The 25699-nt window shown below is 50.1% G+C and carries 19 protein-coding genes; 8 read left to right on the plus strand and 11 right to left on the minus strand.

All coding sequences use genetic code 11. The features are described from left to right. Positions 1-20: 20 nt before the first annotated feature. Genes ACO0LL_RS05970 through ACO0LL_RS05980 form a run of 3 tightly spaced genes read right to left on the minus strand, consistent with a single transcriptional unit; the run spans position 21 to position 3178 of the window. Positions 21-1439 (minus strand): glycoside hydrolase family 88/105 protein, encoded by a 1419-nt coding sequence (locus ACO0LL_RS05970; RefSeq protein WP_422949965.1) that lies wholly within the window; start codon positions 1437-1439, stop codon positions 21-23. Positions 1440-1481: 42 nt separating this feature from the next. Continuing rightward, complete coding sequence (locus ACO0LL_RS05975) at positions 1482-2240, minus strand: DUF6250 domain-containing protein (protein WP_422949966.1); 759 nt, start codon at positions 2238-2240, stop codon at positions 1482-1484. Between the two features lie 20 nt (positions 2241-2260). Then, positions 2261-3178 (minus strand): rhamnogalacturonan acetylesterase, encoded by a 918-nt coding sequence (locus ACO0LL_RS05980; RefSeq protein WP_422949967.1) that lies wholly within the window; start codon positions 3176-3178, stop codon positions 2261-2263. Between the two features lie 323 nt (positions 3179-3501). Between ACO0LL_RS05980 and ACO0LL_RS05985 the strand changes: the two genes are divergently transcribed. Next, the gene (locus ACO0LL_RS05985) at positions 3502-4905 is read left to right on the plus strand and encodes a hypothetical protein (protein WP_422949968.1); all 1404 of its coding nucleotides are present in this window, start codon (positions 3502-3504) and stop codon (positions 4903-4905) included. Positions 4906-4984: 79 nt separating this feature from the next. On the opposite strand, the gene ACO0LL_RS05990 is transcribed toward ACO0LL_RS05985, so the two are convergent. After that, entirely contained in the window at positions 4985-5650 is a 666-nt protein-coding gene (locus ACO0LL_RS05990) for a 3-keto-disaccharide hydrolase (protein WP_422949969.1), read from the minus strand. A 100-nt stretch (positions 5651-5750) separates the two neighbouring features. Here ACO0LL_RS05990 and ACO0LL_RS05995 point away from each other — a divergent pair, with 100 nt between their 5' ends. After that, the gene (locus ACO0LL_RS05995; RefSeq protein ID WP_422949970.1) at positions 5751-6668 is read left to right on the plus strand and encodes an alpha/beta hydrolase; all 918 of its coding nucleotides are present in this window, start codon (positions 5751-5753) and stop codon (positions 6666-6668) included. A gap of 115 nt (positions 6669-6783) precedes the next feature. Here the strand turns inward: ACO0LL_RS05995 and ACO0LL_RS06000 are convergent, their stop codons facing one another. From ACO0LL_RS06000 to ACO0LL_RS06025, 6 genes are all read right to left on the minus strand, one after another. Continuing rightward, positions 6784-7098: an L-rhamnose mutarotase gene (locus ACO0LL_RS06000; RefSeq protein ID WP_422949971.1), complete on the minus strand. Its 315-nt coding sequence runs from the start codon at positions 7096-7098 to the stop codon at positions 6784-6786. A 17-nt stretch (positions 7099-7115) separates the two neighbouring features. Continuing rightward, entirely contained in the window at positions 7116-8327 is a 1212-nt protein-coding gene (locus ACO0LL_RS06005; protein ID WP_422949972.1) for a glycoside hydrolase family 88/105 protein, read from the minus strand. 37 nt (positions 8328-8364) lie between these two features. Then, positions 8365-9813 carry a glycoside hydrolase family 28 protein gene (locus ACO0LL_RS06010; RefSeq protein WP_422949973.1) on the minus strand — a complete coding sequence of 483 codons (1449 nt, stop codon included), beginning with the start codon at positions 9811-9813 and terminating at the stop codon, positions 8365-8367. Further along, positions 9810-12575 (minus strand): glycosyl hydrolase, encoded by a 2766-nt coding sequence (locus ACO0LL_RS06015; protein WP_422949974.1) that lies wholly within the window; start codon positions 12573-12575, stop codon positions 9810-9812. The genes ACO0LL_RS06010 and ACO0LL_RS06015 overlap by 4 nt, the downstream gene beginning before the upstream one ends. A gap of 168 nt (positions 12576-12743) precedes the next feature. After that, positions 12744-14039 (minus strand): L-rhamnose catabolism isomerase, encoded by a 1296-nt coding sequence (rhaI, locus tag ACO0LL_RS06020; protein ID WP_422949975.1) that lies wholly within the window; start codon positions 14037-14039, stop codon positions 12744-12746. A 67-nt stretch (positions 14040-14106) separates the two neighbouring features. Next, positions 14107-16215, minus strand: a complete 2109-nt coding sequence (locus tag ACO0LL_RS06025) for a bifunctional rhamnulose-1-phosphate aldolase/short-chain dehydrogenase (RefSeq protein WP_422949976.1) — start codon at positions 16213-16215, stop codon at positions 14107-14109. A gap of 387 nt (positions 16216-16602) precedes the next feature. On the opposite strand from ACO0LL_RS06025, the gene ACO0LL_RS06030 reads away from it, so the two are divergent. The 6 genes from ACO0LL_RS06030 to ACO0LL_RS06055 all read left to right on the plus strand — a co-directional run bounded on the left by ACO0LL_RS06030 (position 16603) and on the right by ACO0LL_RS06055 (position 23636). Continuing rightward, entirely contained in the window at positions 16603-17466 is an 864-nt protein-coding gene (locus ACO0LL_RS06030; RefSeq protein WP_422949977.1) for a DeoR/GlpR family DNA-binding transcription regulator, read from the plus strand. Beyond that, positions 17466-18470 (plus strand): rhamnose ABC transporter substrate-binding protein, encoded by a 1005-nt coding sequence (gene rhaS, locus ACO0LL_RS06035; RefSeq protein WP_422949978.1) that lies wholly within the window; start codon positions 17466-17468, stop codon positions 18468-18470. Before ACO0LL_RS06030 ends, rhaS begins: the two co-directional genes overlap by 1 nt. Positions 18471-18641: 171 nt before the next feature. Further along, on the plus strand, positions 18642-20225 hold the full coding sequence (locus ACO0LL_RS06040) for a sugar ABC transporter ATP-binding protein (RefSeq protein WP_422949979.1): 1584 nt from the start codon (positions 18642-18644) through the stop codon (positions 20223-20225). After that, on the plus strand, positions 20222-21229 hold the full coding sequence (locus ACO0LL_RS06045; protein WP_422949980.1) for an ABC transporter permease: 1008 nt from the start codon (positions 20222-20224) through the stop codon (positions 21227-21229). Before ACO0LL_RS06040 ends, ACO0LL_RS06045 begins: the two co-directional genes overlap by 4 nt. Next, a complete protein-coding gene (locus ACO0LL_RS06050) occupies positions 21226-22242 on the plus strand; it encodes an ABC transporter permease (protein ID WP_422949981.1) in 1017 nt (338 codons plus the stop codon). The genes ACO0LL_RS06045 and ACO0LL_RS06050 overlap by 4 nt, the downstream gene beginning before the upstream one ends. Before the next feature lie 8 nt (positions 22243-22250). Next, on the plus strand, positions 22251-23636 hold the full coding sequence (locus tag ACO0LL_RS06055; RefSeq protein WP_422949982.1) for an FGGY-family carbohydrate kinase: 1386 nt from the start codon (positions 22251-22253) through the stop codon (positions 23634-23636). Positions 23637-23706: 70 nt separating this feature from the next. Here ACO0LL_RS06055 and ACO0LL_RS06060 read toward each other — a convergent pair whose 3' ends face one another. Then, entirely contained in the window at positions 23707-25689 is a 1983-nt protein-coding gene (locus ACO0LL_RS06060) for a family 43 glycosylhydrolase (RefSeq protein ID WP_422949983.1), read from the minus strand. Positions 25690-25699: the final 10 nt, after the last annotated feature.

Raw genomic sequence — 25699 nt, forward strand, 5'->3', positions numbered from 1 at the left:
ATCACTCAATGAGGGCTTATTCAGGGCTTCCCTGGTTTGAGCTGCAATGAGCTATCATTGATTTCAAAGGTATTGGCCTTCATCAGGTTGATGACCTCTGCACCGGCCAGCAATACCGGGCCGTAACTATGCGCGGCAAATACATTTACCGGGCGGTAGTAATAAAACGCCGGGTCAAAGCCCATCCCAGTACCGACACAAGTACCTTCCACCTGGCCTTTTTGTGTCACTTTACTGGCTACCGCATTCCATGCCAGCATGACTACTGGTGCATAAGCACGTTTATCGATAAAGCCGCGATTGATGGCGTGTGCCATGGCATAGGTGTAGATGGCAGTGGCAGACGTTTCCAGGTAACTGTCATTGCGGTCCAGCAGTTGGTGCCAGAAGCCTGTGCCATGTTGGTAAGAAGCCAGACCTTTGACATGGGCCTGCAATTGCGCCAATACGTCGGCATAGCCAGGGTGGTCTGGTGGCAGTACATCCAGCAATTCAACCATGGTCATGACGGCCCAGCCATTGGCCCTGGCCCAGTGGAATTGCGGATGCACACCCATATCCTGCACCCAGCCATGCATGTACACGCCTTTTTCCTTGTTGAACATGCGCTCAGAAAACAGTTTGACCTGTTTTACTGCATCGTCATAATATTTGGCGTCGCCAGTTAATTTGCCCATTTGCGCCAGGGCTGGCACGCTCATAAACAGATCATCCAGCCACAGGGTATTCGGTTGCGGACGGTTACGGGCCAGGGTGCCATCCGGCAGACGGAACTCTTTGGTGCTGACGTAGCTACTGCAAATATCAATCAGGCTGGACAGTTTATTGGACACACCTTCCCTGGTAGCTTTGATCATGGCGGCACACATGGCACCTGCATCATCCAGTGCATGGGGCTGCAACAATGAACGGATAGGTGAAGGGCTCTTCGGATTGGCCTTCAGACGGGCAATGTAATGCGGTGCCAGGTCAGCCAGCAAACCAAGGCGTTCACTGGCGTAATTGCTGAAACGTTTATCACCCGTGGCACTGCCAGCCAGCAGCATGCCTGCGTAGGTGACGCCCCATTCGTAGCTGGTCAGGCGATAATCGCCCGGGGCCAGTATCGTATCGTCATTGATCTGGGAAAAATCAGTAATCTGCTTTTTTGTTTTGCTATCAATAATTTTGGCAGGCGTAACATTGTCCAGATAGGTATGCACACGGTACAGCACTTTCTTGACATCTTCTGCTGTCGGTTGCCCGTATGGTGTGGGGTAATCTGGTTGCATCAAATGCAGTGGCGCTGTTACGTCATTGGCTGGTTTGCCTGTATTGTTTGTTTTGCCTGCGGCTACTGCCGTGCTCATGCCCATACTTAATGGCAGCATGCAACTGATGCCTGCGATGGCCAATAATTTCAATGTTGAACGCAGGCCTGACTGGTTTTTTTGTCTCATCTTTATCATCTTTTTTGCTCTATAAATAAATCTTGCGGGTATTCATTCCAACTGATAAATCTTGAAATCACGTACTTGTTGCCGGGATTGGGTGGTCCGGAATCCAAAGTAGCCATCCCGCAAGGCATCTTTGTCCTTGTATGAAAAGAACACTTTGCCATCGACCAGAACGCGTGTGCAGCCTTGGTACACAGTAGTTTCTATGACGTAGTCGTGGTTCGCCTGCAATAAGGTGTCGCGTTCATTCAACTCGGTCAGCAAGCTACGTTCACCATTGCCCTGGTATTTGCGAAACCTGGTCGTGGTATTGGTGTTGCCGCCTATGCCAGCGTAATACAGACGTAAATCATCGTATTGTTCAAAAACGCCCTTGCGGGTAAAGATGTTTTGATCACGCGGGTCGGTCGCCATCCAGAATTGATTCAAGTCAGACAGCCGGTCATTGCGTCCCTGTTCCATGACGACCCTGCGGGTATACCTGATCAAGATATCGCCAGATAATTTTTGCTTGAACCACACCGTTGCACCTTTCGCTGCATCAATCAAAAGCTGGTGATTGGCAACACTGATGTCGGAATTTTTTGTGTCGGCAGACTCTACCTGCCACTGCCTCAGATCTGTATCAAAATCATCCTGGTAAATCAGTTTGCCAGGCTTGCCCCATAGACTACAAGTGGCTTCGCTGGATTGTGCTACCGCAGGCAAGGCAGACACCATTGCAACAACGACCGCAACAACTACCAAAATAACGACCGCAGTAATCTTGCAAGCCGGGCGCGAAACTGTTTGCAAATGAAACATAAATATGATTTCCTGAATTACTATTTTTGTGAAGCTGCAGTCGATTTTATATCGACCGATTTATCATTCAAATAGTTCTTCAACTGTGCATATTGCAGGGTCTTGATACCCGCCACAACCACACTTGCATTGAATTCTGCACCGGCCAGATTGGTGTGGGTATGTTCATCCGGTGTCACTACGGGGAACAGTTTCATCACCTCATCCTTACCCATGATGTCATAGGCAGCGGCGATGTTTTCATTCAGATCGATGAAATCCGCTTTTTCCTGTTTCGCCACCTGTTCAGCCCAACCACCATAGCTGGCTTTGCCGCGATTTATTTTTCCATTTGCATCCCAGTTCTTGCGAGGTATGGGGGAACATACGATGGCCTGCACGCCTTTGGCTCTGGCCTCGGCAATAAATTTCCGTAAATACCAGCCGTAGCTGTGTACTGTTTCCGGCAATTTTGTCAGCAGGTTATCGATTTCTTCAGCCTCTTCACCGATACCTTTGATAGTCCCCCTTGCACGACTTGTATCGTTCAAGGGGCCATTATCATTGTGGCCAAATTGCATGATGACGAAATCACCTGGCTTCATCAATGCCAGGCTTCTTTGCCAGTGCCCGCCAGTCAGGTAAGTGCGGCTGCTAAGACCGCCGATGGCGCGGTTCACGACATTGATTTTATCCGTCTGAAAATAAGCCTTGATGGGATTACCCCAGCCCCACTGCCCTTCTGCGCCCTTGTTCTGACCATCATCCCGGCCATTGCGCACGGTTGAATCACCGATAAAAAAAACTGAAGGCAATTGCGGATTCGCCGGTTCCGGCAATACGATACGTGCTGCTGCATTGGGATCGGTATTCACCGCTGGAGGGGGCGTAGTTTGCGCCAGGGTAGAACAAGTCCAGCCCAGCACACTTACACAGATCAGGCGGCGTACCGCAGACATACTGGTATTCATAAATGGATGACAGGAATAATGGTTAAGTATCGTCGGGAAGCGAAAGACTGAAGGTCATCATACACGTGAGTGCATGTGGGAAAATCAACAGCCTCGACATATGATTTCATTTTATTCGAGAGCTTGTAACTGACTGCAAGACTTGCTTAAAGAATCAAAAAAATGATCACTATTGATTGTGCAGTGCAAATTATGAAAAAACTGCCTGAAAACCAAGCACAATAGGCAGCACTGATGCCACTCCACTCAAGCATGTTGAGAAAATGCGCATCCGGGATTTAACCGATCACTCCCACACATACCAAAATTCCATGAACCGCTTATCTGTTCGTACCTCTGTTCGTATCTTGCCTGCTCGCATGCCCAGTCTTTTTCTGAATCTTTTCCTGTGCCTGTTCTGCCTGTTGTCCACATCAGCCTTTGCGCAAATAGGGCATCGTTTCCCCAGTGAACGCAAAGTGGTCAAAGACCCTGTTACTGGAGTCATGCTGACCTTTCTGACCAGCCAGCCGCATGGTGATTCAAAAATCTATCCTACCCATCCACAATGGACTTCCGATGGGCAATGGGTGATCTTTCGTTCAGGCATCGCAAAAGGTGAAGCGATGGCCGTCAATGAGCAAACCGGGGATATCGTGCAGGTGTCTGAAGGTGGCTATACCGGCATGCTGAATATATCGACACGTGCCATGAAGCTGTATTTCATGCGTAGCACGGATAAATCTCCACGCGAAGGAAAAGCTGGCCGGCCACGTCAGGCATCGCCGGTAGAACTGGTAGAGGTTGATCTTGCTGCGGTATTTGCCGATAGCAAAGCTGGCAAGATGAAGCCTGCAGAAAGCTACCAGCGCATATGCGGCGTAGTACCTGCTGAAGTCGGACAAGCTACCGACCTGGCGCTGGATGCTGCCGATGAATGGATATACTTCCGCGAGACATCACAGGAGGCGGCAAAATACCTGGCTAAAAATGCACGCATAGAGAAAAGCTTCGGCCCCAGAAACATGGGTGCCGGCCCCGGCGGCATTGCAAAAATGCATGTGAAGACGGGTGAAATCCGCCACGTTGTTTCGGTGCCCTTCCAGATCGGTCATATCCAGGCCAATCTGTGGAATCCAGGAGAAATTATTTTTTGCTGGGAAACCGGCGGCAAATCACCGCAGCGTACCTGGGTGGTGATGGCGGATGGTAGCGGCTTGCGTCCACTGTACCCGGAAGCCGACTATGAATGGGTGACCCACGAAGCCGTCATTTCAAAAGATGAAGTGGCAATGGCGATTATGGGGCATCGCAATATAGGCGGAACAAATAATAGCGCCAACAAAGGCAATGCCGTTGAAGGTGCCAATCCGGGGCAAGATCCGGGTTGGGGCAATGCCGGCACACGCGAAAAACCCAGTGGCCTTGCCATTGTGAATTTGCGCACACGTGAAATGCGTATTGCAGGACAAACACCATCAGGTAGCGGCTTATGGCATGTGCATGGATCAAGCGATGGACGCTGGGCTGTCGGCGATGATTTCAGCCGCAGCATCTATCTGATAGACCGCTTAAGCGGCAAGATGAGCCTGCTCAGCACCGGACACAAGGATACAGCGGCCGATCACCCTCACCCAACATTCAGCCCGGACGGCAAGAAGATAGAAATCCAGTCGGCCATGCTGTCGGCAGACAACCGGACACTGAATATCTGCATTATTCCTGTATCCAATTGACCAAGCTGTCCAGGTCATGTGGCGAGCATGGCCTGGCTTGCGGACATTAATCCTGTATCAATCGGCCATCAATCGATCATCAATCAAGTTTTTGAATACGCACATTGCGCAGTTCATAGGCAGTGCCTTCAAGCTGAAAGCCGATGTGACCAGAATCCGGACTGGATTTGCTGATTTTGTTTTGTACTATGCCATTAATTTTGACTTCAACCGATCCATCTTTGGCAAGAATGTCGCAGCTATTCCATTCACCGACCGGTTTTTCGCTATCAGCCAGTTTTGCCTTAATCGGAGGATATACGCCCTTGGCCGTTGTAAGGGGTTCGGCAAAGCTGGCACCAGCCATAGGCAGCAGGTCGCCAACATTTTTATATTTGGTCTGGATTTGCAGGCTCAGTGGCCAGACTTTGTCTTTGGGACCAGAACTGATGTGTATCAACACGCCACCATTGCCAGGTGCAGCTGTCCAGCGCCATTCGGCATGTAGCGAAAAATTTTTATAGTTTTCCGTCGTAGCAATGTAGCCTGAAGGTTTGCCAGCAGAAGCAATCACACCATCCGCTGTGATACTGAAGACTTCCTCAATCTTGCTTGCCGGTGTAGTTTGAATTTCCCAACCCTTGAAATCGCGGCCATTGAACAGTTCATCCGCATTGGCAACAGGAATGACCATAACAGACAGAATGGATGCCACAGGCAATACAGATAATTGAAAAGACTTCAAAAAACGGGAAAGTTGACGCATGATGTTCTTTCTCAAATGGAATCGATATTTTTTTGTATTGATACAAAACTGCTTTACACAGGATAGCTGGATTTTTTTATAACATACTTCATTTACTGCCATGAAACGACTTTTTTTCACTTTGTTACTGACCTTGTCGGCCATTTCTTCTCATGCACAATCCGGTGTCATCAGCTTGTGGCCAGAAGGCGTACCGCGCGCGAAAAACATAGGGCCAGAACAAGTGGCCGATGGCCGCACTTCGAATGTCAGCGAACCGAACCTGACTTTTTACCCCGCTGCTGCCGACAGAAAAAATGGCAGCGTCGTGATCATTTGCCCCGGCGGCGGCTATGTACGTCTGTCTACCCTGCGTGAAGGCGAGCAATACGCACACTGGCTAAGTACCCTGGGTATCAGCAGCTTTGTGCTTAAATCCCGCCTGGCCGAATTTGGCCACCCTGCCCCTTTACAGGATGTCTTGCGTGCTATTCGTCTGGTGCGTTCCAGCGCAGCGCAATATGGTATAGACCCTAACCGCATCGGTGTGATGGGCAGTTCGGCGGGCGGCCATCTGGCAGCCAGCGCTGGCACCCTGTTTGATCACCCGCTGGGGCGCACCGGCGCTGCACTTGACGGTGTCAATGCGCGCCCTGACTTTATGATACTGATGTATCCCGTCATCACCATGCAAGACCCGTCGGTACATGCAGGATCCCGCAAAGCCCTTTTGGGTGCATCACCCAGCGCAGAATCCGTGCAGTTGATGTCACTGGAAAAACAGGTCAGCAGCACAACGCCCCCTACTTTGTTGATCCATACCCAGAATGACAAAACTGTTCCAGTCGAAAACAGCATCCTGTTTTATCAGGCCCTGACCAAAGCTGGTGTACCGGCGGAAATGCTCCTGTTTGAACGCGGCACGCATGGCATGGCCATGCGTCTTGGTAACGGCAATGCATCGGAATGGCCGCATCGCACCGAAGAATGGCTGAGGGATAGAAAAATACTGCAAACCGACAACCAATCAGAAAAATAAGCAGCAGAAAATAAGCGACACAGACATACAAAAACAGAGATACAAAAACAGAGATACAAAAACAGAGATACAAAAATCGCCAGCCCATGTCATGTACAGGCTAGCGATTTTTTATTTATTCGAAATAAAATACGGGTTTTAACGCTAATTGCTGGGGACGGTTATCGGCTTCGACTTCCATCAGATCCGCCATGTAATCCCACCAATGTCGCATGACGGGGTGCGTAGGCAAGTTATCGATCTGGTGGTTGGGATGCAATTTAAGTACGCCAAACAAATGCAAAGTCTCTTCATCCAGAAAAATGGAATAATCGTAAATACCGGCAGCGTGCAATGCATCTGCCAGGTCTGGCCATAACTCATCGTGGCGGCGCTGATATTCCGCTACATTGCCAGGTTTCAGCTTCATGCGGAAAGCACGGGTTATCATGGCTGGCTCTCCTGCTTTCATTTAGCAGGTTTGACTGTCACCATCTTCTTCAATTCGGCAGCGGCCAGCATGAAGCCACCGACGCCATAATCAAAGCTGGATGCGGGCCTGTAAAAGGCCGGTTCGGCGCCAGTTTGTTGTATGCCACCCAATCGGCCATCTGCATATACATGTTTCAGGATACCTTTCCATGCCCTGGCGATCACTGGCTGATATTCTTTGGGATCAAGAATGCCGCGATTGATGCCATAAGCCATGCCATATACAAACAGGGCTGAGCCAGAAATTTCAGGCAAGGGATAAGTTGCAGGATCCAGCAAACCGGCATGCCACAGTCCGTTTTCATCCTGAAGCTGTGCTATGCGGGCTGACATTTCACGTAACTGCTGTATGTAGAATGGACGTTGTGGATCATCTTTGGGAATATAGTCCAGTGTCCTGGCTATACCACCCATGACCCAACCTTCGCCGCGTGACCAGAAAATTTTCTTGCCATTGGGTTCAGTCTTGTTGATATAGCTGACGTCGCGGGCATAAAGGTGTTCTTGTTTGTCGTACAGCAGATCGTAGGTGTTTTTCCATTGCGTGTGGACATAATCCAGGTATTTGCGCTCACCTGTTGCCACATACATTTTCGCCCATACCGGCGGCGCCATGAACAAGGCGTCACACCACCACCATGGCAGACGGTCGTCACCTGGTTTAAGAGTCTTCAGGTCAATCAGGGTATCGAGGTCGCCTTTGGTTGGGGCGATGAATTCTGGTTGCTTGTTGAGGAAATACAAATCCAGATAAGTCTGCGCCACACTTTGGTCATCCGCATTCGGCAGGCGTTTCGCCAACTGCCATTGATGTTGCTGGCTCATGGCCAGCATGGCGTCTTTATATTTGCTGTCATTTGTGGCTTCAGACGCTGCCATGAAGCCGGTGTACATCACGCTGGATGTCCAGATACGCCCAAAGTGCGCCTGCGAACGGGCCAGTTGCCAATCCGCCACCTTGCGCAAGAATTTTTCTATCGCTGCTGGTTCCAGCTCTGCGGACAGGTCGGTTGCCAGAGGGCCGCCATCAGCAGGTGCATCACCAAAATGACGCGAAGTATCCTTGTCGATGATAGCCTGCATGACCGGCGTAGGAAGCGGATAGTTCTGCGTCCAGGCCAGGGCTGGCAACATGCTGCCGACAAAACCCAGGCTGGCAAGCATCAGGTATTTTTTTTGAAATTTCAAAGTGCTCTCCTTCATTTTATTGTTGTTTACTTCATTCTTATTTTGCAGGCCCGGAACCATTGACGCTCAGGCCGGACACCTCAGAATCTGCGGAAATATTTACCGGTTTACCATCTTCAAAAACCAGCCTGGAATCCGATATTTTCCAGCGTTTTACGTAACGGATAAAACCACCGGTGTTTGCTTCAATATCGAGTTTACTGAGCTTAAAATCTTCAAGCGGCGCTTGCGCGTATCCTTCAATTTCAAAGGCGGTTTTTGCGCCACGCGCCTTGATGCCGGAAATATTGACACGACGCAGTCTGGATATGCCGTCTTTTTCTGGTACCGGCGTGACCAGTACTTTCCAGTAAGCCGGGATATCTTTCACATCATCAGGAATTTTTGCATAGCTGTATTGCGGATTCCAGTTCATGATCACGCGCAATACCACTGGCACGTCATTCATGACAAAATCATGGATATTCAGGTCTTCGCCAAAACCACCACGTGTATGTGCCGATTTAAACAGTATGCCTACCGGCACATCTTTCATTACCGTAAAGCGATATGCTTCAATACGACGGAATCCACCTGAAGTCTCGCTACCAAAACTCAATCCGGCAACTGCTTCCCGGACAGTGATATCGCGTATGACAACATCTTCTGTTGGGCGATTGACCCGCAGGCCATCAGAATCCCGCCCGGCCTTCAAAACGATCGCATCATCATTGACGGCAATATCTGCATGCTGGACCAGAATGTCTTTGGATGAATCGATATCTATGCCATCAGTGGATGGGCCATGTCCGCCTTCGTTATTGCGAATGGTGAGACGATCTACGACCACTTTGTTCGAGTAACAGATATGCAAAGTCCAGAAACCTGAGCGACGTAACAGCAAGCCGTCACCCACACGTACATCGGATGCCTTATAGATTTGTAACAAGCGAGGGCGACCAGCGTCATAGTCCGATGCCCATCTCAGGCCACGTGGTTCATAGGCCTTGCGCAGGTTCCAGTAACTTTCCCAGAATACCTTGCCGTCACCGTCAATCACACCTTCACCAGTGATGGCAACCTTGTTTTGTTCATACACATTGATCAGCGCTGCTGGCCAGCTCATCTCTATGCCGGCAACCCGGGTAGGCATGACAGGATAATCCTGTATGTTTTGTGAACCCAGCAAGGTCACGCCCTTGTCCAGGCGTAGCGTCACGCCGGTTTTAAGGAACAGGGCACCGGTCAGGTAGGTGCCCGCCGGAAAAGTCAGCGTACCACCCTCTTTGGCAGCAGCATCAATGGCGCTCTGTATAGCGCTGGTATTGAGCGTCTTGCCATCGCCGTTGGCACCGTAGGTACTGGCACTGATTTCTTTTGCCGCTGCGATAAACGATGTCAATAGCAATACGGACATCAAAGCCGCAGCGACTGCCAGATGCAAAAGCACAGGCAAGACAAATACCATTTCAGTATGGCGCAACCAGCGCCGGGCTAGCAATTTCATTGCAACTTTGCGCCTATCAATTTGACTGGTCCAAGAATACCGGCAGGTTGAGCCTGTATCAGATGCGTATCCTGAGGGACGAATCGTTGTCCATACTTGGCAGACAGCAGGCGATAATCTGGTAAGGCATGGCCGGCCAGCGCATTCAATCCCAGGTTGGCGACCTGTATCTCAAGACGGTTATTACCGGCACGCAGCAATTTGCTGACATCCAGTTGATAAGGCGGTTTCCATACCGAACCGGCACGCTGACCATTGACGAAAACGACCGCAGCCTCCCGTACCGGGCTGTCAAGCATGGCACGCATGCCGCTTGGTACTTTGGGTGTAACCTCTAATGGCGTCCCCGGACCGAAATCCAGCGTCAGCCTGCTGTCCTTTAATTGTGCCGCGGTCAATTCAAGGTCTTTGGTATAGCTTGCGATACCAGAAAAATAGCGCGTTGCCTCATCTTCAGTCCATGAACGCAGACTGGACATGTTGACCGCCTGTGGTTTTTCGCTGAACTGCACTTTCCAGTCACGACTTAAATCAACAACGGTGGTGGCATCTGCCAGTTTTGCTTCCTGCTGTGCATTCTGCGGCGTATCGGTCAGTACCAGCACCCGTGATTCATATGGTGCCAGACGCAAAGTCGGCTTGACATCGGCATTGCTGATCTTGCCGTCATACGGATTCCACCAGTAAGCGGTCTTGTACTTGCTGCGGAAGGCGGCATTCGCGGTCACATCACGATTGCTGGTATTGGCGATGAAATAGACATCAGAATCAGTCAGTTGTCGACGGATGAAGCCTATGTTTTCTTTTTCAGCACTCAACTCCATGTCTGCGGGAACTGCAGCCTTCAAAGTGGCGCCCACGGCACTGTCGCTGCTGACCAGGCTGACCTTGTCCTGATTGGCAAACAGGGCATCTGATGCAGTTTGCACTTCTGCACTGATGCGCGCTGCATTCAAATAGCCTGGTGCCAGCGATGGTTTGCTGCCAACCGCAATGATTTTGCCACCGGCACGCACATAATCACTCAATTTGGCAACGACTGCCGGTGACAGCCGGGTCACATGCGGCAAAATCAGAACGGGATAATTGATGCCCAGTTCCATGACGGATTCAGCATCCACGTAGTCAATGTTATGTCCGGCATCGAGTATCTGGGCACTCAATTCCGGCGTCACATACTTGCCCATTTCTGCGGACACAGACACCTTGCCCAAAGACAGGGTCGCGTACACGTCATCCGTAGGCAGGAAAACAGCAACCTGATTTGCCGGTTTCCCCTGACGCATCAGATAACTCATTCTTTGCAGATAACCATTGACGTCAGGCATGACATTCCACCATGGCAGATGGGTGTTGAATACTGCCGCCGCATAGAATGCATAGTCAGGTTCCAGCGTCCCTGGTGGTGTATAGGGCCAGCCATGGCCAACGAACTGATTAACGCCTTGCAACAGCATGCGGTCAGCTTCGACTTTCATATCTAGCGGTGTCGCGCTGAAAGCTGGTGAATGCAGCCAGGTCCAGGTTTCAGCAGAAATGACGGGGCGGCCATAAAGGTGACCCGCGGATGTTGCCCAGCGTGTAAATGAAAACTGGCGGAACTGATAGCCCTCGCCTTCTGGCAAATCAACCAGTTTATTACTCGACATGGTCACAGCCGGTTCACCATAGGTTTGGGAACGGAAGCGGGTACCATGGGCTTTGGCCCATTGATTCACTGGCACCAGATAACGTTCGTTTGCCAGTTCGGTCTGCGTCAAAGCCCAGTCACGCCGTATGGCGGCGGCATCCGCACCAATGCCAGATTCAATTTTTGGCAGATGTGGTTTCAGCTCATAGCCACGACGACGCTGGAATTCGGCCAGGAAATCATCTGTCCAGTCGGTACCATAGGCTTCCAGGCTGTCAGAAAATACGGCGTATGGTGGATTTTTTCCAAAAGCCTTCAACAGTGGTTCCGCCACGGTTTTCAGGTGATGATCAATGGCGTTGCGGCTCAGATGGTCAAGTACAAAACCTTCTGCCCCTAAAGCGGCACGTTTAACCTGCTGGCCGGTACGGCTGGCGATATAACACACCACTACGCGGTCAGCGGCTGCAGCCTTGACGCCTGCACGGCCACTTTTACTTGCCAGTAGCTGGGGTTCAAATAAAGTCAATTTGCTGCTATCCAACTGTTTTGGCGTACCATCGGCCACGAAGCTGGCCAGTAATTTTTCACCATTCATGATAGCCGGCAAGGCAAAACTCTCATTACCGGCTGGCAGCTCAATCACAGCTACCCGCAAACGACCGGCAGCATCACCTACAGTGACATGTGGACCGCCGTATGGCCAGCCACTGCCCAGGGTAATATCAACCCTGAGTTTGTTGGCACGTGCCTTGTCATTGGCAAAACTGACGTGTTCAAGAAATTGCTTCGACAAATACGGATAATTGTGTGTACCTTTGGCCGCATCATCCAGCTCCATGGGGTAGACGGCCTGAATCTCAAAACCACCAAAACCACCTGCCTTCATGTCCAGTATTTCGCGTTCCAGTTGCTTCTTTTCCACTGATGGTCCAAACCACCACCAGCGCACCATGGGACGTGCATCATCGGGCGGTGTGGCAAAGGCTTTGACGACTTCTTTCACAGATGGAGAATTCGCTGCTGCCCTGGTTTGTGCCATTGTTGGTGCGGCACATAGCATGGCAAGAGAAAGCAGGACGCAGGTGCGCAATTTATTAAGCGCAAATGCAGGCAAGGTAGACTTGGTCATAGAAAATGATAATCCAGACAAATAGAGAACAGGCGTCTATCCTGAATGGGCATCAGCTTATTGCTAAGTCTATTCCATCCGGAGACATGGCTATGAAAAAATCCCCCTGAAGCAGATCACCATTACGCAAAAATGCGCAACAGCAAATATGCTTCAGAGGGAGTTGAATCAGACTATACCGCTACCGCTGGCGCCAGCCTTTGGTGGACGGAGTGTAGCCTGTTTTTCACGATAGCCAGTTGCACGATAGCAGGCAACCGGATCAATAGCCGCACCGGAACGGGCGCGTGCCATAGCCAGGATAGGACTGACATCAGTGCGGAAAGCCTGTTTCAGTGTTTGTGCTGCCAGCAGCACGTCATTGTTTTCCTGATATGCGCTCAATGCCTTGCGGTCTACCAGTGCAGACTGTACGAAAGAACGTTGTACTTCGATAGCACTGGACATCAGACTTTCTATAGGATCGGTCACATTATGTGACTGATCCAGCATGTAGGATGGTTTGAAGGTATCACCGTCACGCTGTGCTACATCGGCCAGCTCATTGAAAATCAGGAACAGCTGGAAAGGATTGATACTGCCAGAATCCAGATCGTCATCACCATACTTGCTGTCATTAAAATGGAAGCCACCCAGTTTGCCAAATTGCGCAAGGCGGGCAACGATCATTTCTATGTTGGTATTTGGTGCATGGTGACCAAGATCAACCAGACATTTTGCTTTAGGGCCTAACTCATTAGCGCAGGCATAGCTAGTGCCCCAGTCAGCAATCGTGGTGGCATAAAATGCCGGCTCAAACAGTTTGTGCTCGATGTACATCAGCCAGTCTGCAGGCAGGGCCTTGTAGATGTCGCGCATGCTGTCGAGATAGCGCTCAAGCGCACCACGCAAATTATGCTGGCCCGGGAAATTGGCTCCATCGCCTACCCATACGGTCAAGCCTTTGGAACCCAGTGCACGCCCCAATTCTATGCATTCGATATTGTGTGCTACCGCCTGCTCGCGCACGGCTTTGGCATTGGCTGTCAGGCTGCCGAATTTATAGGTCTGTTCCTGATTGGCCTGATCCTGGAAAGTGTTCGAATTGACGGTATCAAATCCCAAGCCATGTTTGCTGGCAAATTCACGCATGGCAACAGGATCACTGCTTTTATCCCAGGGAAAATGCAGGGATACGGTAGGTGTAGCCTGTGTCAGTTGATGGATGACAGCACAGTCTTCCAGCTTTTCCATGACATCGCGTGGCTCGCCCTTGCCTGGGAAACGTGCAAAGCGGGTACCACCGGTACCGACACCCCAGCTTGGCAAGGCTACGGCAAAAGTCTGGGCTTTGGCTGTCAGTTGTTCGATATCCTGTCCGCGTCTGGCCAGAATGCTACCCAGGGCAGCGTAGTCGGCATCCAGATTCTGTTGTAGTTTGGCGTTATGTTCTGCCACTTGGCCGCGGTCAATTACTTTATCCATCTTATGTCTCCGTCTCATTGCTGACCTGAATCAGATATTTGATTCAGGTCAATCTACTTTTTATATTTTAGCGCGTGAATGCAGCAGCATTGCCTGCATCTACGTTGATGATGTTACCTGTGCTCTTGGCAGACTTGTCGCTGGCCAGGAAGTACACTGCTTCTGCGATATCTTCCGGCAATACGCTGAGTTTCAGCATGCTGCGCTGACGGTAGAATTCTTCAATATCATCTGCATCGATTTTATTCGAGACAGCACGCTCTTCTTTCCATTTGCCATCCCAGATACGGGAGCCACGAATCACTGCATCCGGGTTGACTACATTGACGCGTATGCCATGGGCCGCACCTTCGAGGGCGATACAGCGTGCCAGGTGGATTTCAGCCGCTTTTGCCGTGCAATATGCAGATGCACCAGCAGAAGCAACCAGACCATTTTTGCTGGCCACAAACACCATGCTGCCACCGATTTGCTGTTGCTTCATGATACGGAATGCGCTGCGGCTGACTAGGAAGTAACCCTTGACCAGAATATCCTGGTTACGTTCCCAGATTTCCAGTGTCGTTTCATCCAGCGGTGCTGAAGATGCAATACCGGCATTCGAGATCAGCAAATCGACACCGCCAAATCGCAGGGAAGTTTCGCTCAGTATGGCTTCTACATCGCTTTCACGGGTGATATTGGCACTGACGATGGCTACGTTGTCTTTACCAGCCACTTTGGACAAGACCTGATGTGCCTGGCTCAATGCCTCGCCATCGATGTCTGTCAACATGACGCAGGCGCCCTCTTGCAGTAACTGGCGTGCCACTGCCTGACCGATGCCACCAGCAGCACCAGTCACCAGTGCAATGCGGCCAGCCAGACTTTTCGGCTTGGGCATGCGTTGCAGTTTGGCTTCTTCCAGCAACCAGTATTCGATATCAAAGGCTTCCTGCTCTGGCAAACCAACATAACTGTCAACACCATTCGCACCGCGCATGACATTAATGGCATTCACATAGAACTCGCCAGCGATCCTGGCAGTTGCCTTGTCTTTGGCAAACGACAGCATGCCTATGCCAGGTATCAGATAAATAATCGGGTTGGCATCACGCACTGCCGGGCTATTGTCGTGCTTGCAACGCTCATAGTAGGCGACATAATCTGCGCGATATTGATTCAGACCTTCATCCAAACCGCTCAAAAGTTGATCAAAGTTAGGATTGGAAGGATCAAAATCAATGACAAAAGGGCGAATCTTGGTGCGCAGGAAGTGATCAGGGCAAGATGTACCCAAGGCAGCCAGTGCCTGCAAGTCTCTACTACACACAAAATCCAGCACTGTGGTGCTGTCATCAAAGTGACCGAGTTTGAATTCTGTTTTACTGATTTTGCCACGCAATACAGGCATTAAGCGGGCAACCAGGCTGGCACGCTCTGCGGCTGGCAGCGCGCTGTATTTGGCACCACCAAATGCCGGCTTGCGGCTATTTTCTTCCAGCCATGATTCGGCACGCTGTATGATCGCCAGTGTGGTTTCATAGCAAGACTTGGCAGTATCACCCCAGGTGAACAGACCATGGCCTTCGAGGATGATGCCTTTCAGATTTGGTTGCGTTTGGGAAACTGCTTCCAGTTTCAAGCCCAAGTCATAACCAGGACGCTGCCATGGCAACCAGCCCAGCTCGCCTTCGAATATTTTTTGTGTCAAATCCTTGCTATTGGCACAGGCCGCAATAGCGATGACTGAATCAGGGTGCATGTGATCAACATGCTTGCGATTGATATACGCATGCAGTGGCGTATCGATGCTGGCAGCGCGTGGGTTCAGGTTGAACGTACAGTGTGGCAAATAAGCCACCATTTCATCTTCCAGCGCCAGTCCACGGTAACGCCCTTTCAGGGAGTGCAACTTATCCATGTACAGAGTCGAGAAGCCATCCATCTTGATGCTTCCCAGATCACCGCCAGAACCTTTTACCCATAGTACTTCTACCTGCTCGCCAGTCAGATAGTCCGGCATCATCACCTTGGCAGAGGTATTGCCACCACCAAAGTTAGTAATGCGCATATCAGAGCCGAGCAGATTTGAGCGATACAGCAATAATTCTGGCTCAGTCAGGCCAGCTGCGTATGCATCGTCCCAAAGTGAAGTAATAGGCTTCTTCTGCTCGGTTTGCATCGTTGAGGTCATACATTCTCCGTGATTAATTAGTGTTTTTATGACAAATTCATTAGCCTGAAGCTCTGAGTGATCAAGAGCTGAGCGGATCAATCACATCACTTGCTCAAATGATGCATTTTGTCCGTTTTGGCAGTGGCAGTCAGTAGAAAACAGCCAGCTTTGAGTGTCAATACAGAAGCAATCAAGAAGCTGATCGAAGTCACAATAGTCAGCATGATGATTGAAATTTTCATAGCTAGATTAATACGTTGAAAAATAATCAGTTATTTGATCGATTTATGATTGACGCCCGATTTTTAAGTGATTAGTCTCGCTATACGCCAGCAAATTACGACGAAATAATGACTGGTAGCATGCCGCAAGAAAAATAGCAGACGGCAACAGACGGAGACAAAAATGGTAAATCACAAACGCCGTAAGCGTTTGCTGAAGTTGCTCGCCGAGCACAATTCAGCAAGCGTTCAACAACTGGTAGCATGGCTCAACGCATCCCCGGCAACTGTCAGGCGCGATATCAGCTGGCTTGCAGCCCGTAATCTGCTTACCCGCACGCGTGGCGGTGCAGAAAACCTGCAGCAGGTAAAACGATCAATTGCGCTCACCAGCGAGACCTTCCAGAACAATATCAAATGCTATGCCGACAGAAAGCGGGCAATTGCACGCTATGCGGCAAACATGTGTAGCGATGGCGAAACCATCATCATCAATGGCGGCACGACGACCTTCATGATGGCTGAGTTCCTGGTCGATAAGAAGCTCAAGATACTGACAAATTCTTTCATGATGGCAGAGCGCCTGCTGGTCTCCAGTGAAAATGAAATCATCGTACCTGGTGGCCGCGTGTACCGCGAACAGAATGTCATCCTAAGCCCTTTTGACAACGACATCACTCAACATCATTACGCTGGAAAAATGTTCATGAGTGTTTATGGCTTGTCATTGCTGGGCCTGATGGAAGTAGATCCTCTCCTGATACAGGCTGAAAAGCGCTTGATCAGCCAGGCTGAGGAATTGATCGTTCTGGCAGACAGCTCCAAATTCGCCAAAAAAGCTGGCCTCATCCTGTGCGGTTTGAATCGCGTATCTTGCCTCATCACTGATCATTACGCGTCTGACTCTGCCGTGCAATTGCTTGAGCAGTCTGGTGTCAAAGTCATTACCGTGGCACCGGAAGAATTACCCGCAAAAGACATATTAAATAAATTTACAAATGCTTATGACGCCGAGTCTGCAAGCATGTTCCAGACGGAGACAGTTTGATGAAAAGAAGAAAAGTAATACTGGCAGCAATTGCATTAAGCATGCTGGGTGCCTTGCAGGGCTGCGAACAGAAATCAGACAAAATAAAAATTGCCATCGTTGTTAAAAATCTGGGTAATGGTTTTTTTGATGCTGCACATGAAGGTGCCAAAGAAGCGGCCAAACAAATCGGCAATGTAGAAATTATTTATACAGGCCCAACCACACCAAGTGCTGAAGGCCAGATAGAAATCATCAACTCGCTGATCAGTCAAAAGGTCAATGCCATCGCCATTTCAGCAAATGATGCCAATGCGCTGGTTCCTATCACCAAAAAAGCCATGCAACGCGGCATCAAGGTCATCTCTTTCGATAGCGGGATCGCGCCAGAAGGCCGATTGATGCAGCTCAATCCATCCAATGCTGAATTGATAGGGATCAAGCAGTTGGAAATGGCATCCAATGCGGCTGGCGGCAAAGGCGAAATCGCCATCTTGTCTGCATCTGCCCAGGCGACCAATCAGAACATCTGGATTAACGTTATGAAAAAAGGCCTGGAAAAACCTGAGTTTGCCGGGCTTAAACTGGTGGCAACTGTGTATGGTGATGACCAGTCTGATAAAAGCTACCGCGAAGCGATAGGTCTGTTGCGCAGCAATCCAAATCTGAAGGTCATTATTTCCCCTTCCACTGTTGGCATCAACGCTGCCAGCAAGGCCGTGGTCGATGAAAAACTGGTCGGCAAGGTATTCGTTACCGGACTGGGCTTGCCATCAGAAATGGCGGGACATGTCAAAAGCGGTGCTGTCAAAGAATTCGCCATCTGGAATCCCATTGATCTTGGTTATGCTGCGACTTATATCGCGAATGAATTTATCAAGGGTAATCCAGATGCCAAGGCAGGTGGCAGCTTTGCCATAGGCCGCATGGGTACGATCAAGATTGATGCAAACGGTGAAGCAGCGATGGCCCCGCCCTTTACTTACAACAAAGAGAATGTAGAGCAATTCTCCAAGATATTTTAAGTAAAGACACTTGTTCAGTACCGGCCCGTGATGCGCTTGAACGGGCTGTCTGGAAATAGAATCAGTTGCCTGTGAAAATTAATACCTGCAGCACATGCTTGTGCTTGCCAGTTTTTACGCAGGCAACTGACTTCTTTTCTATTATTGCCTTGCCTTATATTAATGATCTTAATGACGAACGAGCACAACCCGTTTCCCATCGCCCCGGATGGTTCACCTGCGGCACCTATTCTGGCATTGACCGGTATTTGTAAACGCTTTCAAGGCATCATTGCATTACACGAAGTTGCACTCAATGTGCGTGCAGGCGAAGTCATGGCACTGATAGGCGAAAACGGTGCAGGCAAATCCACTTTGGTAAAAACACTGACTGGCATTTATCAACCGGATAGTGGCAGCATACACATCGCTGGCAAGCAAGTTCGCTTCGCCAATCCACAAGATGCCATGCTGGCGGGCGTTACAGCTGTCCATCAGGAAACCGTCATGTTTGACGAATTGACAGTGGCAGAAAATATTTTCATAGGCCGCCAGCCCATGTGCGGCTTTCCGGCACGGGTAGATTGGGCATTAATGGAAGCACAGTCTGAAAGACTGTTTGCCAGGCTGGAAGTGTCGCTGCCGGTACGCGCCAAGGTCAAGGACCTCAGCGTGGCGCAGCGCCACTTTGTCGAGATCGCCCGCGCCCTGTCGCAAGATGCGCGCGTGGTCATCATGGATGAACCTACCGCATCCCTGTCACAACGAGAAATTCAAGAGCTGTACCGCATCATCAGGCAATTGCGCGCCGCCGGTACTGCAGTGATTTTCATCTCACACAAGTTTGATGAAATCTATGCCGTGGCTGATCGCTATACCGTCTTACGTGATGGTCATTTTGTTGCTGAAGGTGCACTGGCTGATATCTCTGAACCGGATCTGGTGTCTCTCATGGTGGGGCGCTCCATCCATCAAACCTTCCCCAAGCAAGACGTGGTCATCGGCGACACCCTGCTTGAGGTTAAAAATTTTTGTCACCCTACCGAGTTTGACAAGATCAGTTTTTCTTTGCGCAAGGGTGAGATCCTGGGTTTTTATGGTCTGGTGGGTGCGGGCCGCTCAGAAGTCATGCAAGCTCTGTTTGGGCTCAGCAGTGGCGTCACTGGCAGCGTAAGCCTGCAAGGCAAAGTATTGGACATCAAATCAGCCAAAGATGCGATAGCTCATGGCATAGCTTATGTTCCGGAAGACCGGCAACATCAAGGTGGCCATCTGACCATGTCAGTACAGCAAAATATCACCCTGCCCATCCTTGACCGCATAGGTTTCCTGCTCAGCAGGCGGCGCAGTGAAGAAGCGTCAATTTCAAGACACTATAGTGAGCAGCTGGAACTCAAGGCTAGTCATTTGACGCAACTGATCGCCGAACTGTCTGGTGGCAACCAGCAAAAAGTCATCCTGGGCAAGTGGCTGGCAACCAAACCCAAAGTCATCATCCTGGACGAGCCAACCAAGGGTATCGATATTGGTTCCAAGGCTGCGGTGCACCGTTTCATCAGCGAACTGGTTTCAACCGGATTGTCAGTGATACTGGTGTCATCCGAATTACCGGAAGTATTGGGCATGTCTGATCGCGTTATCGTCATGCATCAAGGGCATATCAAAAAAGTATTTGACAGAGCACATGCCACACCAGAGAGCGTAGTTGCTGCGGCGTCTGGCAGTGATGCATCAATAGTGGAGATAGTAAAGGAAATGGCAGAGGAAATAGCATGAACCGTTTGATGTATTTGCAACAGAGAGAAGTTCTGCTGGGATTGATGATCGTTTCTCTGATAGTCCTTGTTGGGCTACGTGCGCCTGTTTTTCTCAGTGCCTCAAGTCTGGCCAACTTGCTGACCGACAGTACTCTGCTGATCATGCTGGCGGTGACTCAGATGTTTGTCATCATTACACGTGGCATCGATTTATCAGTAGCATCCAATCTGGCGCTGTCAGGCATGATGTCTGCCTTGCTGGCCTCCAAATTTCCTGATCTGCCTCTACTACTGATTATCTTGGTGGCAATCGCCATAGGCCTTGGCCTGGGATTGATCAATGGCTACCTGATAGGTTATCTGGGTCTGCCGCCTATCGTCGTAACGCTGGGCACCATGAGCGTCTATCGCGGCCTGGTGTTTGTATTGTCTGGTGGTGCCTGGGTATCGTCACACCAGATGCCTGCAGGCTTCATCGCCTTCCCGCTCAGTCAGTTATTGGGGATTACGTACCTGGTCTGGATTGCCGCCGTCGTTATTGCTGTGATGTGGTATCTCGCCCGCTATACGCATTTTGGCAGGGACTTGTATGCTATTGGCAATCAACCAAATGCTGCCAACTACATAGGCATCCCTACCCCGCGCCGCCTGTTCTGGACGTATGGCTTGTCAGGATTGATGGCTGGCTTGTGCGGTTACCTGTGGGTGGCGCGTTACGCAGTGGCCTATACGGAAATTGCCTATGGCTTTGAATTCACCGTCATTGCAGCCTGCGTTATTGGCGGTATCAATATCGCCGGTGGTGCGGGTACAGTATCTGGCGCAGTACTGGGCTCACTTTTCCTGGCAGTCATCAACAACGCTCTGCCCATCATGAAAATTTCGCCCTTCTGGCAAAGCGCGCTGACCGGCGTTGTAATACTTACCGCGGTCATGATCAATGCGCGTAGCAATAAGAAAAGCAGCCGCCAAATTTTGCCTTTGCAACTGCTGCAAAAAAATGCAATCAGGAGCAGTACGTGAACACAACTACCATGACACCATCAAACAATAGCTCACGCTACACCATACGCGACCGCGAAGATTTTCAATTAAAGAAAATCTTCGCCCATTGGGAAACCCTGCTGACCATACTGTTTGTAGCAGCTTTCATTGTCAACAGCCTGGTGTTGCCGAATTTTTTTGACTTGCATAATCTGGCTGACGGCACTTTCAATTTCAGTGAAAAAGCATTGATCGCCTTGCCCATGGCCTTGCTGATTATCTGTCGCGAGATTGATATTTCTGTATCCGGCATATTGGCATTGTGTTCCGTTGCCATGGGGCTGGCGAATTCACTCGGTTTCCCAGCTTACACTTTATTGTTCATCGCCATATTTACTGGTGCGGTCTGTGGCAGTTTGAATGGCTTGCTGGTGACTCGCTTTGCCCTGCCTTCCATCGTCGTGACGATAGGCAGCGTGTCACTGTTTCGCGGTCTGGCCAGCGTGGTTCTTGGCGACCAGGCATTTACTTCATATCCGCAATTATTGATCGACTGGGGCCAGGGCTATTTCTTTGATCTTATTCCCAGACAATTCATCGTCCTGTTGTTCTTTGTTGCACTGTTCGCGATTCTGTTACATGCAACAAGTTGGGGACGCCGCATTTATGCGATTGGCAACAACCCTGTTGCCGCCAGGTTTTCTGGTGTGGCGGTCGATAAATACCGCTTCATGCTGTTTACACTGACCGGTGCCATGGCTGGCCTTGCAGCGTTTTTCCTGACGGGACGTATCGGCAGTACGCGCCCGAATATTGCTACAGGATGGGAGCTGGAAATCATTACCATGGTGATTTTAGGCGGTGTCAGCATCGCTGGTGGCGCTGGAACCATTATCGGCGTGTTCCTGGCTGTATTGACATTGGGCATCGTCAATTACGGTATGGCATTAGCAAATATTCCTGGCATTATCATGACCATCATCGTCGGCATCCTGCTGCTGATCACCATTGCCCTGCCCCGCCTGATGAATCTTAAGAAACAAAGAAAATAAAAAAGCAAATGAAGCAGAATGCCAGCATCGTCCTTGACATAGGCAAGACCAATGTAAAGCTCAGCCTGCTCGATGCGCAGGCAAATACTTTGGCCGAGCAACGCTGTCCGAACAACATTGTCCGCGAAGGTATCTACCCACATCATGACACCGATAGAATATGGTCGTGGATGCTGCATGTATGCGGTGAGTTCTCCCGTATCGCCAGGGTGTCTGCAATCATTCCTGTGACCCATGGCGCCACTGCCGCTTTGGTAAACGATAGGGGCCTGGTTTTGCCAATTCTGGACTACGAATCAGAATTGCCTGAGCAAGATAATCATCAATATCAGCCGCTACGCCCGCCATACCAGCAAAGCTATTCTCCTAATTTGCCAGCAGGCCTCAATCTGGGGCGTCAACTGGCCTGGCTGCAAAACAACTACCCACAGGAATTTGCCAAAGCCTCACATATACTGATGTATCCACAGTACTGGGCATGGCGCTTGTCTGGTGTTGCAGCAACTGAAGTCAGTTCACTGGGTTGCCATACGGACTTGTGGGACACCGGGCAGCAGAAATACTCTTCTTTGGTGGAGAAAAAGGCATGGGCTTCCCTTTTTCCACCCATGCAAAAAGCATGGTCCAGGCTGGCAACGATACGTCCCACATTAGCAAGAGAAACCGGTTTGCCAGCAGATTGCCAGATCATATGTGGTGTACATGACAGCAATGCATCTCTGTTACGTCATCTGAAAAATGCAAGCAACTCAAGTAACAAGCACCGCACAGTTCTATCAACCGGCACCTGGACGATCGCTGCCGCCTTGGGCGCAGACCAGGAAAGGCTGGACGAACATGCCGATATGCTGGCCAATACCAATGTGCTTGGCGAAGCAGTTTCTTGCATGCGCTTTATGGGCGGGCGCGAGTTTGCTATTCTGGCAGGTCAGGAGCCTGTGACTTGTACGCCATCCGATATCCGCAAACTGATCAGCCAAAATACCTTTGCCTTGCCCTGCTTTGCCGAATCAGGTGGCCCGTTTTCTGGACAATTGGCTAGAATATCAGGGCAAGCACCAGAAAACATGCAGGAAAGATATGCTATCGCCACTCTGTATTGCGTACTCATGACTGATTATTGTCTGGAAAAACTGGGGTCAGAAGGCGATATTATTATTGAGGGGAGTTTTACCAACAATCCCTACTTGGCAGCAATGCTTGCCAGTTTGCGGCCGCAGCAAAACATCGAGCTGTCAAATGACACCAGTGGCACCACTTACGGGGCCTGGATGTTGCATCACTGGGAAAAGTTGCCTGACCTGGATTCACAAGCTGGTGCCGTGAGCAAACTGGAACTGCCCGGATTACTCACTTACAAGGCGAAGTGGCGCGAATTGGTGATGTCCAGATAAGTCAGAATCGATCCAGAAATTCAGCAATGGGAACCTGTTACCTGGTTCCCATTTTGCTTTTTTTCAGCCGTTAATCATTCGATAAACGGACATAAGCAGGTGCATCACGGTCAGCCTGCAAGCCCTGCTCAATCAGTAATAATTCAACGACCTGCAAAGAGCTGCGCCGCTGTTCCTTGCCATCTTTTTTCTGGTCGGCACCATGTTTTCCAGGATGCGTAAAATAAAATAAAAATGCCCTGTCACCGTTGACAACAACGTCAGGATGCCCGCCGATGACACCATCATCTTCGCCATGCCCTGGTATTTCAAGTAGATTACCGCTCACCTGACGCTTCCAGCTCAGTAAGTCATCTGAACGATATACAGCCAGCCCGCGCCACACATCAGTAATCATCCACCATTGCTCTTTCCAGTAAAAAACCTTGGGCCCTTCCCCGCTTTGATCACCGACAGCCTTGCCTTTGTCTATCCAGTTTTCAAGATCAGTGCTATCGGCATAGTAAATAGATTTTTTGTCTACTTCATTGTTGTACCACATGCGATATCCACCTTCTAGCAAACGCAGCACCGTAGCATCAATTGCCCTGTCAGAAGCAAGCTGCAATACCCTGGCATTGCGCCAGTGACGTAAATCTTGGCTACGCAGATGTACCATGTAGCGCGGATGTTTCCAGTCATTAAAGATACCGGATACCACAGTCAGGAACATGTGGTAGGTGCCGTCATCAGCCCGGATGATATCCGGTGCCCAATGAGTAGACTCAATTCCGCCCATGGATGGCGGCAACGCTATGTCTGCCTCACCTATGTAATGCCAGTTGGCACCCTCGTCATCTGATTCAGCTATGCCTATACGTGTCCCGTGTACCCAGGCGACACCAGGGACATCATTAGCATTCGCCCGTCGGTTGGTGTAAAACATCCACCATTTCCCTAATGTGGTATTGCGCACCAACACTGGATCTGCAGCTCCATCCATAATGGGATCTCTGAACAAGGGCTTGGCAGCCAGTTTGCCCTGATTAATCATGGGTGCACCAGGTTGTCCAAAATCTGGCGTACCGTCAGCGTTCCAGCTGAATGTCTGAGCACGGGTATGCCGGTTCGGGTCATTCAGTGCATTACCCTTGATGTCCCGGTAATCACGGGCGTGATAAACCAGTACATCTGTTTTACCATCTGCCGTGGTCGTGAAGGAATTGTGTCCGGGACCATACTGATTACTTGCAGCATTGCTCTTGAATACCGGCTGAGAAGATTTGCTCCATACCTTTGCGTCAAGCAAATTTGCGTTTGCCGGTGCCGTCAATAAGCCCATACAATAGTTTTCATCGGTGGCGCTGGCTGAATAGGTGATGAATATACGCCCATTTCTGATCAATACTGCCGGTGCTTCATTGACTTCATATTTACGTTTCTCCCAATCATAATCGGGGCGCGACAATAAAGTCGCTGGCCGTGCAATAGACAAAGGTGTCTCCATCTTCGCCAGATAGATATTGGTATTCTTTTTATCCGGCGCAGGATCACGCTGCGTCCACACCAGGTAACGTTGGCCAGCATGAGAGAACGTGGTTGCGTCCAATGAAAATGATTCCCAGCCCGTCTTGAGCTGTCCCCGCTCCAGCCACTCGCCGTCAACAGGATTTGCCGCACTGCTTTCCAGTACATACAGACGTATATCCCAGATCGCGTCAGCCCTGCCAGCAGTGAAATACACATACCACTTCCCATCAATGAAATGTAATTCCGGGGCCCAGATGTGATGACTCATGGGGCCGCTAGAGTGTTTGCGCCAGATGACTTTGGCATCTGCCGTGGCAAGTTCATTAATGCTGCGTGCGCGTCTCAATTCGATACGATCATATTCTGGCGCTGTGGCGGTAAAGTAATAATAGCCATCTGTATGCAAAAATATTTGCGGATCTGCCCGATTTTTGACTAATGGATTATTAAAAACAGGTTGGGCAAACGACAAACCAGGCACAGATATTAATACTGTCCATATCAGGCTAAGGAAAACAATCCCGCACTTTGCATGTGAAGTCATGAGAAATAGT

The sequence above is a fragment of the Undibacterium sp. TC4M20W genome, assembly GCF_049340245.1.
Classification (GTDB): domain Bacteria; phylum Pseudomonadota; class Gammaproteobacteria; order Burkholderiales; family Burkholderiaceae_D; genus Undibacterium.

Excerpts from the sequence above, each read along its gene's own strand:
- ACO0LL_RS06000 (WP_422949971.1), bottom strand. The coding sequence starts at position 7,098 with ATGATAACCCGTGCTTTCCGCATGAAGCTGAAACCTGGCAATGTAGCG.
- ACO0LL_RS05985 (WP_422949968.1), top strand. The coding sequence starts at position 3,502 with ATGAACCGCTTATCTGTTCGTACCTCTGTTCGTATCTTGCCTGCTCGC.
- ACO0LL_RS05995 (WP_422949970.1), top strand. The coding sequence starts at position 5,751 with ATGAAACGACTTTTTTTCACTTTGTTACTGACCTTGTCGGCCATTTCT.
- ACO0LL_RS05980 (WP_422949967.1), bottom strand. The coding sequence starts at position 3,178 with ATGTCTGCGGTACGCCGCCTGATCTGTGTAAGTGTGCTGGGCTGGACT.
- ACO0LL_RS06015 (WP_422949974.1), bottom strand. The coding sequence starts at position 12,575 with ATGACCAAGTCTACCTTGCCTGCATTTGCGCTTAATAAATTGCGCACC.
- ACO0LL_RS06030 (WP_422949977.1), top strand. The coding sequence starts at position 16,603 with ATGGTAAATCACAAACGCCGTAAGCGTTTGCTGAAGTTGCTCGCCGAG.
- ACO0LL_RS06025 (WP_422949976.1), bottom strand. The coding sequence starts at position 16,215 with ATGACCTCAACGATGCAAACCGAGCAGAAGAAGCCTATTACTTCACTT.
- rhaI (WP_422949975.1), bottom strand. The coding sequence starts at position 14,039 with ATGGATAAAGTAATTGACCGCGGCCAAGTGGCAGAACATAACGCCAAA.
- ACO0LL_RS06060 (WP_422949983.1), bottom strand. The coding sequence starts at position 25,689 with ATGACTTCACATGCAAAGTGCGGGATTGTTTTCCTTAGCCTGATATGG.
- rhaS (WP_422949978.1), top strand. The coding sequence starts at position 17,466 with ATGAAAAGAAGAAAAGTAATACTGGCAGCAATTGCATTAAGCATGCTG.
- ACO0LL_RS06010 (WP_422949973.1), bottom strand. The coding sequence starts at position 9,813 with ATGAAATTGCTAGCCCGGCGCTGGTTGCGCCATACTGAAATGGTATTT.
- ACO0LL_RS06040 (WP_422949979.1), top strand. The coding sequence starts at position 18,642 with ATGACGAACGAGCACAACCCGTTTCCCATCGCCCCGGATGGTTCACCT.
- ACO0LL_RS06045 (WP_422949980.1), top strand. The coding sequence starts at position 20,222 with ATGAACCGTTTGATGTATTTGCAACAGAGAGAAGTTCTGCTGGGATTG.
- ACO0LL_RS05970 (WP_422949965.1), bottom strand. The coding sequence starts at position 1,439 with ATGAGACAAAAAAACCAGTCAGGCCTGCGTTCAACATTGAAATTATTG.
- ACO0LL_RS06055 (WP_422949982.1), top strand. The coding sequence starts at position 22,251 with ATGAAGCAGAATGCCAGCATCGTCCTTGACATAGGCAAGACCAATGTA.
- ACO0LL_RS05990 (WP_422949969.1), bottom strand. The coding sequence starts at position 5,650 with ATGCGTCAACTTTCCCGTTTTTTGAAGTCTTTTCAATTATCTGTATTG.
- ACO0LL_RS05975 (WP_422949966.1), bottom strand. The coding sequence starts at position 2,240 with ATGTTTCATTTGCAAACAGTTTCGCGCCCGGCTTGCAAGATTACTGCG.